Origin of the sequence: Halocalculus aciditolerans (assembly GCF_014647475.1) — an archaeon.
GTDB lineage: Archaea > Halobacteriota > Halobacteria > Halobacteriales > Halobacteriaceae > Halocalculus > Halocalculus aciditolerans.
Map to the genome: position 1 here is coordinate 116,206 of NZ_BMPG01000003.1, position 11,836 is coordinate 128,041.

At 69.0% G+C, this 11,836-nt stretch carries 15 protein-coding genes; 8 read left to right on the forward strand and 7 right to left on the reverse strand.

Going from position 1 to position 11,836, the window contains the following annotated elements; all coding sequences use genetic code 11:
• Positions 1–12: 12 nt before the first annotated feature.
• Positions 13–435: an Hsp20/alpha crystallin family protein gene (locus tag IEY26_RS11615; RefSeq protein ID WP_188979125.1), complete on the reverse strand. Its 423-nt coding sequence runs from the start codon at positions 433–435 to the stop codon at positions 13–15.
• A 250-nt stretch (positions 436–685) separates the two neighbouring features.
• On the opposite strand from IEY26_RS11615, the gene IEY26_RS11620 reads away from it, so the two are divergent.
• Complete coding sequence (locus IEY26_RS11620) at positions 686–1,384, forward strand: DUF2270 domain-containing protein (protein ID WP_188979127.1); 699 nt, start codon at positions 686–688, stop codon at positions 1,382–1,384.
• 6 nt (positions 1,385–1,390) lie between these two features.
• On the opposite strand, the gene IEY26_RS11625 is transcribed toward IEY26_RS11620, so the two are convergent.
• The gene (locus tag IEY26_RS11625) at positions 1,391–1,789 is read right to left on the reverse strand and encodes a CBS domain-containing protein (protein ID WP_188979129.1); all 399 of its coding nucleotides are present in this window, start codon (positions 1,787–1,789) and stop codon (positions 1,391–1,393) included.
• Positions 1,790–1,921: 132 nt separating this feature from the next.
• On the opposite strand from IEY26_RS11625, the gene IEY26_RS11630 reads away from it, so the two are divergent.
• Positions 1,922–2,317 (forward strand): DUF302 domain-containing protein, encoded by a 396-nt coding sequence (locus IEY26_RS11630; protein WP_188979131.1) that lies wholly within the window; start codon positions 1,922–1,924, stop codon positions 2,315–2,317.
• 6 nt (positions 2,318–2,323) lie between these two features.
• Positions 2,324–2,473 (forward strand): hypothetical protein, encoded by a 150-nt coding sequence (locus tag IEY26_RS11635; protein WP_188979132.1) that lies wholly within the window; start codon positions 2,324–2,326, stop codon positions 2,471–2,473.
• Between the two features lie 85 nt (positions 2,474–2,558).
• Here IEY26_RS11635 and IEY26_RS11640 read toward each other — a convergent pair whose 3' ends face one another.
• From IEY26_RS11640 to IEY26_RS11650, 3 genes are read right to left on the reverse strand one after another with little or no spacing between them, the layout of a single operon-like run.
• The gene (locus IEY26_RS11640; protein WP_188979134.1) at positions 2,559–3,182 is read right to left on the reverse strand and encodes a class I SAM-dependent methyltransferase; all 624 of its coding nucleotides are present in this window, start codon (positions 3,180–3,182) and stop codon (positions 2,559–2,561) included.
• Between the two features lie 30 nt (positions 3,183–3,212).
• Positions 3,213–3,779 (reverse strand): DsrE/DsrF/DrsH-like family protein, encoded by a 567-nt coding sequence (locus IEY26_RS11645; protein WP_188979136.1) that lies wholly within the window; start codon positions 3,777–3,779, stop codon positions 3,213–3,215.
• Entirely contained in the window at positions 3,779–4,063 is a 285-nt protein-coding gene (locus tag IEY26_RS11650) for a sulfurtransferase TusA family protein (RefSeq protein WP_188979138.1), read from the reverse strand. The genes IEY26_RS11645 and IEY26_RS11650 overlap by 1 nt, the downstream gene beginning before the upstream one ends.
• Before the next feature lie 205 nt (positions 4,064–4,268).
• Here IEY26_RS11650 and IEY26_RS11655 point away from each other — a divergent pair, with 205 nt between their 5' ends.
• The 3 genes from IEY26_RS11655 to IEY26_RS11665 are packed head-to-tail and all read left to right on the forward strand — an operon-like array spanning position 4,269 to position 6,399.
• Positions 4,269–5,429, forward strand: coding sequence for an MBL fold metallo-hydrolase (locus IEY26_RS11655; RefSeq protein ID WP_188979140.1), 1,161 nt, complete (start codon positions 4,269–4,271; stop codon positions 5,427–5,429).
• Complete coding sequence (locus tag IEY26_RS11660; RefSeq protein WP_188979142.1) at positions 5,426–5,917, forward strand: YeeE/YedE family protein; 492 nt, start codon at positions 5,426–5,428, stop codon at positions 5,915–5,917. Before IEY26_RS11655 ends, IEY26_RS11660 begins: the two co-directional genes overlap by 4 nt.
• Positions 5,917–6,399 carry a YeeE/YedE family protein gene (locus IEY26_RS11665; RefSeq protein ID WP_188979144.1) on the forward strand — a complete coding sequence of 161 codons (483 nt, stop codon included), beginning with the start codon at positions 5,917–5,919 and terminating at the stop codon, positions 6,397–6,399. The genes IEY26_RS11660 and IEY26_RS11665 overlap by 1 nt, the downstream gene beginning before the upstream one ends.
• Positions 6,400–6,468: 69 nt before the next feature.
• Here IEY26_RS11665 and IEY26_RS11670 read toward each other — a convergent pair whose 3' ends face one another.
• Complete coding sequence (locus IEY26_RS11670) at positions 6,469–7,845, reverse strand: HD domain-containing protein (protein ID WP_188979146.1); 1,377 nt, start codon at positions 7,843–7,845, stop codon at positions 6,469–6,471.
• A gap of 1 nt (position 7,846) precedes the next feature.
• Entirely contained in the window at positions 7,847–8,548 is a 702-nt protein-coding gene (locus IEY26_RS11675; RefSeq protein WP_188979148.1) for a DsbA family protein, read from the reverse strand.
• Positions 8,549–8,652: 104 nt separating this feature from the next.
• On the opposite strand from IEY26_RS11675, the gene IEY26_RS11680 reads away from it, so the two are divergent.
• A complete protein-coding gene (locus IEY26_RS11680) occupies positions 8,653–10,749 on the forward strand; it encodes a histidine kinase N-terminal 7TM domain-containing protein (RefSeq protein ID WP_188979150.1) in 2,097 nt (698 codons plus the stop codon).
• 93 nt (positions 10,750–10,842) lie between these two features.
• Positions 10,843–11,352 carry an Lrp/AsnC family transcriptional regulator gene (locus IEY26_RS11685; protein WP_188979152.1) on the forward strand — a complete coding sequence of 170 codons (510 nt, stop codon included), beginning with the start codon at positions 10,843–10,845 and terminating at the stop codon, positions 11,350–11,352.
• Positions 11,353–11,836: the final 484 nt, after the last annotated feature.

Consider the following 11,836-nt stretch of genomic DNA (forward strand, 5'->3'; position numbering starts at 1 on the left):
GCGGTCGGAGGGTTATTCGACGTCGATGCTGTGGCCGCTCCCGGTGCCGGCTTTGGGGAGGGTCACGGTGAGCACGCCGTTCTGGTAGGTGGCGTTCGCCTCGGTCTCGTCGACGGGGCCGGGGAGGCGGACGTCGCGGACGAGGGAGCGGCGGCTTCGCTCCTTCCGGTGGTAGGTGACGTCCTCGTCCTCGTCGCGTTCGGTCTCCTCGCTGTGCGTCGCGGAGAGGCGGAGAACGCCGTCGTCGACGCTGACGCCGATGTCGTCCTTGTCGAAGCCGGGGAGGTCGGCGGTGACCTCGTAGGCGTCGTCGGTCTCGGAGACGTCGACGCTGACGCCGCCGAGTTCGCCGAGCGAGGAGAGGTCGCGGTCGAACTGGCTGCCGAGTCGGTCGAGCGTGCGCTGCAGGTCGTCGAAGAACGGGTCTCGTGCCATCACTGGCTGAGTAGGGGCGGAACCCTCAAAGGCCTTATCGCCGAACGGAGAAAAACACCGGACTGCGGCGGGTTCAGGGCGTCGGAGAACCGGGAAGAGCGGTCGGCAGTGAAGGCCGGGGGTGGTCGGTGGGGGCCGAGTGAGAGTCGCCGGAGGTAGCCGGAGAGATGAATCTGCGAGGTGGGCGCGTCGCTCCGATGAGGAACGGTCGGCGCAACAGTATTTTGTATCAGCCACAATAATGTGCAGTATGGAACGCGAGTCGGCGGACGAAGGCGAGGCGGGGGACGCCCGCGTGGGTGTCGGCCTCCTCGACGAGGATATGGGGCCGAGTTCGGCGTTCGCCCACCTCTACCGCGGGGAGATACACCGGATGAAGCTCTGGCGAGAGCGCCTCGACCGCACGACGAACTGGGCGGTCGTCGTGATGGCCGCGCTCCTCACGTGGGCGTTCTCCAGCCGCACGAACCCGCACTACATCATCCTCGTCGGCGTCGCCGCCGTCACCGTCTTCCTCGTCATCGAGGCGCGGCGGTTCCGCGGCTACGACATCTGGCGGTCGCGCGTCCGCACGCTCCAGGCGAACGTCTGGGCGGTCGGTCTCGACCCGGAGCGGGACGTCGACGACCCGGACTGGCGCGAACGCCTCGGCCGCGACTACGCGCAGCCGACCGTGAAAATCACCGCCGAAGAAGCCATCGCACACCGGCTGCGCCGCGTCTACCTCCCGCTCTTCGCCGTGCTCGGCACTTCCTGGTTCATCCACGTCACCGCGTTCGAGATGTCGTCGTGGCCGGCGAGCGCGGCCATCGGCCCCGTCCCGGGGACGCTCGTGAGCGCGGTCGTCGTCGGGTACTACGCGCTCCTCAGCGCGGTCGCGCTCCGGCCGCGGACGTGGCACGCGCGCGACGAGCTCCGAGAAGAGGACCTGCGGAAAGACCGAGAGTGAAGGGGGTTAGGCGTGTGCTTCGATCTGCGAGACGTAGGCGGTGAGGTCCGTGGTGGTGATGATGCCGATGACGTGGTTCTCGTCGTCGACGACGGGGAGGTGGTGGATGCCGACGTCGAGCATCGTCTCGGCGGCCTCGGTGATGGAGTCCCCGGCTTTCGCGGTGCGGACGCCCGTAGTCATGTATTCGGAGACCGGCGTCTGGTCTTTCGGCTGGCGTTCGGCGACGATGCGCACGAAGTCGGTCGTAGTGAGAATCCCTTCGAGTCGGCCGTCGCCGTCGACGACGACGACAGACCCGATTCCGTTGTCGAGCATCGTACGCGCCGCGTCCTCGACGAGGGTGTCGGGCTCGACGGTCGTAACCTCCGAGGACATGAGCCGCGCGACGAAGATGTCTTCCATACGTCTCCTCCCTTGTTTCGGCCCGCTGTTAAGGGTTTGTACCGGGGCGGAACGTGCAGCGTCGGGATAGTCGGCTCCGAGTGGTTCTTCGGAGCCGATGGCTTCATCACCACGGAGCGAGTATTGTAGTCTGTGAGCTATACTACCCGCATCACGGTGGGCGGCGCGTTCGACGACGTCGTCGAGACGACCACCGACGCGCTCGCCGACGAGGGCTTCGGCGTCCTCTGTGACATCGACGTCACGGAGAAGTTCGCGGCGAAGCTAGACGTCGATTTCCGCGACTACCGCATCCTCGGCGCGTGCAACCCCCCGCTCGCGAAAGAGGGTATCGACGCCGAACCCGCGCTCGGCGCGCTCCTCCCGTGTAACGTCGCCGTCTACGCGGACGGCGACGACGTCGTCGTGGCCGCCGTCGACCCGGAGAAGCTCGTGAGCGTCACCGAGAACCCCGACCTCGACGGCGTCTCCGAGGACGTCGCCGAACGCTTCGACCGCGTCCTCGCGACGGTCGAGGAGGCCTACTGACCCCCGATGCCCTGGGGCGTCAACACGGAGTTCACGGAGAACGAGACCGAGGACGTCGAGGTCGACGAGGACGGCGAGCCCGTCAACCGGGGCGAGGACGGCGAAGAGACCACCGACGACTTCGACATCGACGACGCGATCTCGAACCTCGACTGAACGCCGGTGCCACGACCACACCGCGGCGACGTGACGTCTCGGACGCGTCCACTGCGGGGTCGTCGGGTTGAACGGGAGGTCCGAGTTATCGGACGGCGGTGAGCGCGAACGTCTCGACGCGTTCGTCCGCCCGCTCGACGGTGAATCCGGCGGCGGTGAGGAGGGAGTCGGCGTCGGTCGCGTCGTAGCGTTCGTCGACGGGCGGGCCGTCCACGCCGTCGCCGGCGGCGGACCAGTCGACGACGGCGAGGCGCGCGCCGTCGCGGAGGACGCGTGCGAGTTCGGCGAGGCTGTCCTCGCTCGCGAACTCGTGGAAGGTCATCGTGGAGACCGCGCCGTCGAGGCTGGCGTCGTCGAGCGGGAGGTCGGCGACGTCGGCGGTGACGAGGTCGACGTTGTCGGGGATGCCGTTCGGCTCACGCGTCGCGTCGCGCCGCGTTCGCTCGTTCCGCTCCGACCCTCCCGACGGAGCGTGCTTCTCCCGGTACGCGTCGTGCATCACGTCCTGGACGTCGACGGCGTGGACGTGCGCGACGTGCGGGGCGACGTCGTCAGTATAAAAACCGGTGCCGGAGCCCAGGTCGGCGACGTCCCAGTCGGCTTCGGGAGCGAGCGCGCCGAGGAGCTCTTCGCGGGAACAGTAGCGGTAGCGCTCGCCGGCGTCTTCGAGCTTCGCGGCCTTCTCGGGGTCGAACGTGTGGAAACCCATAGGTGGTCTTCGAGGGGGAGGGCTATAGTGTTAGACGAGGAGTTGGACGTCGGCTTCGGCGAGGTCGGTGATGGCGGACGCCGCGCCGACGCCGGTGGTGACGCCGTCGTAGAAGTCGGCCTTGTCGTAGTCGAGGAGGTCGACGGTCATCTGGCAGGCCTGGAGGTCGACGCCCATCTCCAGGGAGGTCTCGACGAGCTCCTCGACGGATGCGGTGTCGTTCTCCGCGATGCGGTTCTCCATCATGCGCGTGGTCACGCGGTCCATCCCGGGGAGCGCGCCGAGGAGGTTCGGCACGGGCAGGTTCGGGTTGCCGACCGAGGAGAGCTGCAGGTGTTTCGAGCGCTCCTCGTGGAGGAGTTCGAGCCCCCAGAAGGTGTGGAAGACCGTCACTTCCCAGCCGAACGCGGCCGCGGTGCTCGCGAGGATGAGCGGCGGGTACGCCATGTCGAGCGTGCCCTTCGTCGCGATGATGCTCATCTTCTTCGTCCCGTCCTCGACCTCGTCGAGGCGGGCTTCCAGCGCCTCGATACGCGCCGCGAGCGCCTCGCGGGACGGGCGGTCGTCGTCGGGTTCTGTGTCTGAGTCGGCGCTCATCACTCGGTCTTGCGGACGTAGTGGGTGTAGATGGTACGAGTCGGTTCGTCAGACGACGAGGTGTCGCCGCCCGTCTCGTCTTCGTCTTGCGCTTCGAGTTCGACGCCGGGGGTGTTGTCGGCCCAGCCGGCGACGTCGTTCACGCTGCCGGGGTCGGTGGCGACGACTTCGAGGACGTCGCCGTCGTCGAGGTCGTCGACGGCCCGCTTGGCTTCGACGACCGGCATCGGACAGTTGAGGCCCTTCGCGTCGAGCGTCTCGGTGGGAGTGTCTTCGAACGTCATATTGTATTGTATTGTATTGGACGCACTAAGCAATAATACGAAGCGGGTGAAAAGCGCATCGGTCGCCACCAGACGGTTAATCCGATGTAACGGATTCGTCAGCCTCCATCCGGTTTCAGAGAGGTCTCCCCTCGCGATTCGGTATTGTGTCACTCGTGTATTTCTACCCGAACTCTTTTGGTCGACGGTCGGCTACGTGGGAGTAATGACGCAGGATACGGACAGCGGCGTTCCGACCGTCACCGCGGACGCGCTCCGAGCGCGCATCGAGCGCGGCGAGGACGTCTTCGTCGTGGACGCGCGGAACGTCGACGACTACGAGGAGTGGCGCATCGACGGCCCGACCGTCGACTCGGTGAACATCCCCTACTTCACCTTCCTCGACGACGACCTCCCCCGGGGCGTCGACGCGCTCCCCGACGACCGGCGGCTCACCGTCGTCTGCGCGAAGGGCGGCGCGAGCGAACTGGTCGTCGAGAAGCTCGCGGCCGCCGGCTACGACGCCGAACACCTCGACGGCGGCATGACGGAGTGGGCGCGCGTCTACGAGGCCAACGACGTCGACACCGGCGGGGACGTCCTCGTCCGCCAGTACCACCGGCCCTCCTCGGGCTGTCTCGCCTACCTCGTCGCGAGCGACGGCGAGGCCGCCGTCGTCGACCCGCTCCGCGCGTTCACCGAGCGCTACGTCGCCGACGCCCGCGACCTCGGCGTCTCCATCGAATACGCCGTCGACACGCACATCCACGCCGACCACGTCTCCGGCGTCCGCGACCTCGCCGCCCGAACGGGAGCGACCGTCGTCCTCCCGGAGCGCGCCGACGCGCGTGGTGTCGACTACGACGACGCCTACGAGACCGTCGCCGACGGCGACTCCCTCGCCGTCGGGACCGCCGCGCTCGACGTGCTCGCCGCGCCCGGCCACACCTCCGGGATGACCGCCTACCGCGTCGACGGCGTGCTCTTCACCGGCGACAGCCTCTTCCTCGACTCCGTCGCCCGCCCGGACTTAGAGGACGACGACCCCGACGCCGTCGCGGCCGCCGCGCGGACGCTCCACGGAACGCTCCGGTCCTTCCTCGACCGCGCCGACGACACGCTCGTCGCGCCCGCGCACGTCGGCGGCGACACCGAACCCGCCGCTGACGGGACGTACACGCGGCGGCTCGGCGACCTCGCGGCGAGCCTCGACGCGCTCTCCATGAGCGAGGACGCGTTCGTCGACTTCGTCCTCGCGGACGTCACGCCGCGCCCGGCGAACTACGCCGCCATCATCGACATCAACCTCGGGGCGCGCGACGCGTCCGCCGAGGACGCGTTCGAACTGGAACTCGGGCCGAACAACTGCGCCGTCAGCACCGAATGACGACACTCCCACTCGTCCTCACGCTCGACCAGCCGTTCCCGCGCGGCGTCCTCCCCTACCTCCTCGGCGGCGTCCTCATCGGGCTCGGCGTCTCCGTCATCTATCTCGCCACCGGCATCATCGCGGGCGCGAGCACCTTCCTCGAAACGACGCTCTCCTACGCCTCCGGCGTCTCGCGGCTGAACCAGCCGAAGTACCTCGCCTCTCGCGACTGGCGCGTGCTCTTCACGCTCGGCATGGTCGGCGGCGCGGCCGCCTACACGCTCGCGTTCGCCGACCCCTGGACCACGCAGGTCCAGCCGTGGCGGCTCCTCGGCGGCGGCGTCCTCGTCGGCGTCGGGACCCGCCTCGGGAAGGGCTGTACGAGCGGCCACGGCGTCTGCGGCATCGGCTCGCTCTCCGAGACCAGCATCGTCAACGTGGCGACGTTCATGGCGTTCGCCGTCGGCACCGCGCTCCTCGTCGCCGCCGTCGGGGTGACTCCGTAATGACCCGAGAACCACCCGCGAGCGACCCCGGGAAAGACGGGCAGGGCGCGCTCTTCAACCTCGTCGTCCTCCTCGGCGGCGGCACCTTCGGCGTCGGCCTCGCCGTCTCCGGGATGGCGAAACCCGAAGTAGTATTGGACTTCCTCCAGCTCGACGACCTCGGCCTGCTCTTCGTGATGGGGGGCGCGGCGGGCGTGACGATGCTCGTCTTCGCCGTCGCCACTCGCTATCTCGGGAGCGCGCCGCTCACCGGGCGGCGATACACGAAGCGAGTGAAGTCGATGGACCGGAACGTCCTCGTCGGCGGCGCGATATTCGGCGTCGGCTGGGGCGTCTCGGGCATCTGCCCCGGCGCGGCGTACGCCAGCGTCGGCCTCGGGAACTGGCCCATCCTCTGGGCCATCCTGGGGATGTTCGTCGGCGCGTACGCCCAGGCCTACTGGCGCTCCCGCGGGTCAGCCTCGGCGAGCGCGAGCGACTGACGGACTGACGACTCGGCCCACGAGAGCCGAGCACCCGGTGAGCGCGCCGTCTCCGTCTCGCTCCCGTGCTCACTCCTGTTCCGCGTGGAACTGTTCGACGAGGAGTTCGGTCGCGCGGTCCTTCGACCCGTCGGGGACGAAGACGAAGGGAATGGGGGTGTCGAAGGCGCGTTCGCCGTAGAGCCCCCAGTCGCCGACGGAGCGCGTCGTGCCGCCGTAGGCGATGGGGATGTCTTTCAGTTCGGCGGGTTCGTACTCGGGGACGTAGGACCGTTCGATCCAGACGTCGTAGCGGGGGAGGTCGAGGCGGTCGGCGAGAGCGTCGCGGAGCCGAGAGCGATTATCGAGGAGCCAGTCGCCGAAGGCGTCGAGGTCGGCGTCGACGCGGTCGGCGTACGCGATGCGGTGTTTCCAGCAGGTCTTCGGGAAGCGCCGCGCGCGGAAGCGGTCGTAGAGCGCCGCGAGCGTCGAGTCGGAGTTGTCGCGCGCGGTCGTGCGGAACGCCTCCATGAGCGTGTTGTCGTCGATTTCGTCGTCGAGGACGGCGTCGACGGTGACGGGTGACGCGTCGGCGACGCCGTCGAGTTCGACCAGCATCTCCCGCAGGAGGACGTTCGCGTACACCGACTTGTGGTGTTGGGTCACCCACATGTAGAGCGCGATGCGGCCCTCCAGGTAGTTCCCGATGGTGCTGAGCGCTTTGTCCGAGAGCGCGAGGCCCTCTTCGGGGTGGGCGGTGTAGGCGTCGATCATCCGGTCGGTGTCGAAGCTGAGGACGTCCGCGCCCGTCATCCGGTTGTCCCGCGTGATGTAGTCGAGGCGGTCGACGTCGATGGGCGAGTGGAGGAGCTGTGCGCCGAGGCCGAACTGCCAGGGGCCGCCGCGCTCGTAGACGAGGCTGTACCCGAGGACGTACGCGCAGACCTCGAACGGGTCCGCGCCCAAGTCCGCGATGGTGTCCGCGTACTCCCGGAGGACGACGAGGCAGCCGAGGAGTTCGTGGGGGCTGGCGTCCCGAATCGGGCCGTCGCCGAGCCCCGCGTCCGCGAACGCCGCGAGCAGGCCGCGGTCGTCGAGGCGCGCGCGGAGGTCGTCGGTGTCGAGGAAGCGCTCGGCGAGGTGCGAGAACGGCGGGTGGCCGACGTCGTGCAGGAGGCACGCGCACTCCAGCGTCCGCTGTATCTCGTCGAGCGTCTCTGTATCCGTGTTCCGCGTGAAATAGGACTGCGTGCGGAGGTTCTCGAAGACGGTGCGGCCGAGGTGGTAGACGCCGAGCGAGTGCTCGAAGCGCGTGTGGTTCGCGCCCGGGTAGACGAGGTAGGTGGCGGAGAGCTGGCGGACGTACCGCAGGCGCTGGAACGGCCGCGTGTCGACGACGCGCTCCACGAGCGCCTCGTCGAGTTCGATGTAGCCGTGAACGGGGTCTTTGAGCTGCTTCGTCGCCACGCTACGTCGACGTCGCGTTCTCGATTGCGGCCCGCGTGTCCTCCTCCTGAAGCGGGTTGTAGAGGTCGCCGTCGACGACCAGCATCGGCGTGCCGGAGATGTCGTTGTTCTGCGCGAACGTCGTCGTCTCGCGGACGGCCTCGCTGTACTTCGTTCCCTCGAGGTCGGCGCGGACGGTGGAGCGAACGTCGGCGGAGACGCCCGCGGACTCCATCATGGAGACGAGGCGGTCGGTCGTCGCCCACGTCTCGTCCTCCGGCGGCTGGTTCGCGAAGACGTACGTGTGGAACCGCCAGTAGGACTCGGGGGCGGCGTCCCAGAGCGAGAGGCCGGCGCGCGCCGCCCGGGAGGCGTCCTCGCCGAGGAACGGCTCGCCGCTCGGCGTGTACGCGAGCGCCCGGTACGTCAACTGCACGGCGGCCGTTTCGACGTAGTCCGTGACGAACTCCGGGAACCAGCCGGTGTCGAACTGCGCGCAGTACGGGCACTTCCAGTTTCCGACGTAGGTGACGTGCGCGTCGGCGTCCGCCGACCCCATCGTCGCGTACGTCGTCGACGTGTCCGCGGGGAGCGGCGCGTTCGCCACGGCGTCGCTCTCCGACCCGCCACCGCCGCCACCGCCGCCGCCGCTACAGCCGGCGAGCGCACCCGCGAGTGCCGTTCCGGACGCCGCGAGGACCGCACGCCGAGAAGGGTTCGTCATATCCTCTCTGTAGTCGCCGGGGGGATATGCGGCTTTTGTTCACTCGCCGAACCGGCGTGAATCGGGGGCAGCGTTAAGCCCGTCCGTGTCCGAAGTCGAGTAGCATGCACTGGGAGCAGGCCCTCCTGTTCTACCCGCTGCTCTTCGCCGCTCTCGTGTCCGTCGCGACGGCCGTCGGGTTCGTCGTGCGGACGCCCAATCAGCGGCTCCGCACCGACGCCCGGTGGTTCGTCGTGCTCGCGGTCTCCGTCGGCCTCTGGGCGGCCGGGACGGCGTTCGCCGTCACGGCGACGACGGGCGAGGGGACGTTCGGCGGGGCGGCCATCGCCTGGCTCGGCGTGAGTGCGACCGCCATCGCGTGGCCGCTCTTCGTCGCCGCGTACACGAACCGCCGGCGGTGGCTGCGCGCGAGCCGCGTCCTCGGCGTCGCCGTCATTCCGGCCGTCTCCTACTTCGCGGCGCTCACGAACCCCGTGCACGGGCTGTTCGTCATCGGCCTCGACACGGCGACCGGGAGCGACCTCGGGACCGTCGTCGCCGAACCCGGCCCCGTGCTCGTGGTCTTCGTCGCGTACACGCTCGCGGTCGACATCGTGACTCTCGGCTGGCTCGCGTCCAGTGCCCGCGACGCCACGGGGACCGACCGCCGCCAGTACCGCCTCGTCTTCGTCGCCGGCGCGGTCCCGTTCGCCGCGAGCGTCACCCACCTCGTCCTCGCCCCGCAGTCCGTCGACTTCACGCCCGTCACGTTCGGCGTGACCGTCCCGCTCCTCGGCCTCACGCTCCTCGAACTCCACGACCGCGGCCTCGTCCGGCGGGCGCACGGCGAACTCCTCGAATCCCTCCCGGACGGCGTCGTCGTCGTGGACGACGCCGGCCGCGTCGCCGACGTGAACACCGCGGCCGAACGGCTCTTCGGCGACATCGTCGGCAGCCGGTTCGCGGACGCCGCCGCCGACTACCCGACGCTCCGCGGCCTCGAACCCGCGGACGGCGCGGTCGAGCTGACCGCGGCGCTCGACGGCGAGCACGTCGTCTTCGACGCCCGCGTCGCCGCCATCGAAGACGACGACATCAGGCCGACCGGCCACCTCTACCTCCTGCGCGACGTCACCGAGCGCCGCCGGACCGAAGTCCGCTATCAGACGCTCCTCGAGGACTCCGCCGCGCTCGTCTCCGTCGTGTCCGCGGACGGCGAAATAACGTACGCCAGCCCCGCCCACGAATCCGTCCTCGGACACGCCCCCGGGGACCTCGTCGGCGAGAGCGTCTTCGCCTTCGTCCACCCGGAGGACCGCGAGCACGCCGTCGAGCGCTTCGAACGCCTGCTCGACGACGACGAACCCGACCAGACCCGTATCGAATACCGATTCAGAACGGGCGACGGCGCGTGGCGACGCCTCGAATCCTCGGGCGAGGACTTCCGCTCCCAGCCGTTCCTCGGCGGCGTCGTCATCACGAGCCAGGACGTCACGGAGCGCGTGCGGGACGCCCACCGCCTCGACCTCTTGAACCGCGTGCTCCGCCACGACGTCCGGAACGCGATGAACGTCATCGAGGGGAACGCCACCCTCATCGCGGAGCGCGCGGAGAGCGAAACGGTCGCCGAGCGTGCGGACACCATCAAGCGGCGCGCGCGCTCGCTCGCGGAGATGAGCGACGAAGCGCGGACGCTGGACCACGCGATCACCGCCATCGACGAGACGACCTGCGTCGACGTGAGCGCGATACTCGCGTCCTGCGTCACCGCCGTCCGAGAGCGCTACCCGGACGCGACGTGGACGGTCGACATCGAGGGCGACCGCTGGGCGTACACCGACCCGCTCATCGGCGACGCCATCGAAATCGTCGTCGAGCGCGCCGCCGACGACGCGGACCCCGACCCCGCCGTCACCGTGAAGTGCGAGCGCGTCACCGTCGACGACGAGCCGTTCGTCGAGATCCGCGTCGTCGACGACGGCCGCCCCATCGGCGACCAGGACCGCCGCGTCCTCGAACACGGCGAGGAGACCACGCTCGAACACGGCACCGGCATCCGAACGTGGTTCGTGAACTGGGTCGTGACCGCGAGCGGCGGGAGCGTCACCGTCGACGAACGGGACGACGGTCGGAACGCCGTCACGCTCCGCCTCCCCGGAACCGACGACGGCGACGCGGTACCAGACGCCGACGCGCTGGACGCCGACGCTCGTGGCACGTAATCGAGCGCCGGACGCCCACGAGATGCGAACGGGGTTCGACCATCCCGGGGAACTGTGGAAAACATTTAATCGGGGGCCGGAGAAAGCGCGAGTATGACCGATTCGTTCGACGTCGACCTGGACGAGATGGATATCGCCATCCTCCGGCGCGTCGAGGCGGACTACGACGTGAACCTGAGCGACCTCGCCGACGACCTCGGCATGTCGAAATCCGCGATACACTACCGCCTCCAGAAGCTCAAGGACGCCGACGTCGTCGAATCCGTCTCCGCCGACGTGAACCCGCTCGCGCTCGGCCTCGACCACCTCCTCATCACCGAGATCTCCGTCGTCCACGAGACGGGCTACGCCGAGGATATCGGTGCCGACCTCGCCGACGTCCCCGGCGTCGAACAGGTCTACTACACCATGGGCGACGTCGACTTCGTCGTCCTCTCCCGCGTCCAGAACCGCGACCAGCTCAACGAGCTCGTCGACGCCTTCGTCGCCATCGACGGCGTCAACGAGACCTCCAGCCGCTTCGTGATGGGTGAACTCTCCACCGGCGGTCGCCCGACCAGCGGCCTCTCCACCGAAATGGAGGAGAACGTCCTCAACGGCTGACCACCACACGAATCAGCCGCACGACGACTGAGATCAGCCGCACGACGACTGAGCCGTCTATCGGACCGACTCGGGCCGAAGGCTGAGCCGTCCACACGCGTCTCTCCGTACACCACCGTGTCCGGAGTTCGACGCGCCACGCGACCCCACGCGGCGCTCCGCGCCGTCCGCTGTCCCCGCTGTCCCACCCGTGACCGCCCACAGGCGCGGCGAACGCCATCCGAGGACCAGTACCACAGCTATCTACCGACCAGCACGACGGCGCACACCGCCGCGTCCGGAGTAAAGTGCCGAAATCGGACTGCTTCCGGCTCGCCCCGAGCGTCTCGCTCCGTCACGTCGCTATAGTCTCGGCGGACGATCCACACCACCGCGTCCGGAGAAACGCCGGAGGCGAACTGAAGAAGCCGACGAGACGAGCAACCCCCGTCGACGGCTCCGCGGAGTCGACGGCCGCTCAGTCGAACGACGAAATCGTCGCGTC

Excerpts from the sequence above, each read along its gene's own strand:
- IEY26_RS11640 (WP_188979134.1), bottom strand. The coding sequence starts at position 3,182 with ATGGGTTTCCACACGTTCGACCCCGAGAAGGCCGCGAAGCTCGAAGAC.
- IEY26_RS11615 (WP_188979125.1), bottom strand. The coding sequence starts at position 435 with ATGGCACGAGACCCGTTCTTCGACGACCTGCAGCGCACGCTCGACCGA.
- IEY26_RS11660 (WP_188979142.1), top strand. The coding sequence starts at position 5,426 with ATGACGACACTCCCACTCGTCCTCACGCTCGACCAGCCGTTCCCGCGC.
- IEY26_RS11685 (WP_188979152.1), top strand. The coding sequence starts at position 10,843 with ATGACCGATTCGTTCGACGTCGACCTGGACGAGATGGATATCGCCATC.
- IEY26_RS11645 (WP_188979136.1), bottom strand. The coding sequence starts at position 3,779 with ATGAGCGCCGACTCAGACACAGAACCCGACGACGACCGCCCGTCCCGC.
- IEY26_RS11625 (WP_188979129.1), bottom strand. The coding sequence starts at position 1,789 with ATGGAAGACATCTTCGTCGCGCGGCTCATGTCCTCGGAGGTTACGACC.
- IEY26_RS11675 (WP_188979148.1), bottom strand. The coding sequence starts at position 8,548 with ATGACGAACCCTTCTCGGCGTGCGGTCCTCGCGGCGTCCGGAACGGCA.
- IEY26_RS11665 (WP_188979144.1), top strand. The coding sequence starts at position 5,917 with ATGACCCGAGAACCACCCGCGAGCGACCCCGGGAAAGACGGGCAGGGC.
- IEY26_RS11655 (WP_188979140.1), top strand. The coding sequence starts at position 4,269 with ATGACGCAGGATACGGACAGCGGCGTTCCGACCGTCACCGCGGACGCG.
- IEY26_RS11650 (WP_188979138.1), bottom strand. The coding sequence starts at position 4,063 with ATGACGTTCGAAGACACTCCCACCGAGACGCTCGACGCGAAGGGCCTC.
- IEY26_RS11635 (WP_188979132.1), top strand. The coding sequence starts at position 2,324 with ATGCCCTGGGGCGTCAACACGGAGTTCACGGAGAACGAGACCGAGGAC.
- IEY26_RS11620 (WP_188979127.1), top strand. The coding sequence starts at position 686 with ATGGAACGCGAGTCGGCGGACGAAGGCGAGGCGGGGGACGCCCGCGTG.
- IEY26_RS11680 (WP_188979150.1), top strand. The coding sequence starts at position 8,653 with ATGCACTGGGAGCAGGCCCTCCTGTTCTACCCGCTGCTCTTCGCCGCT.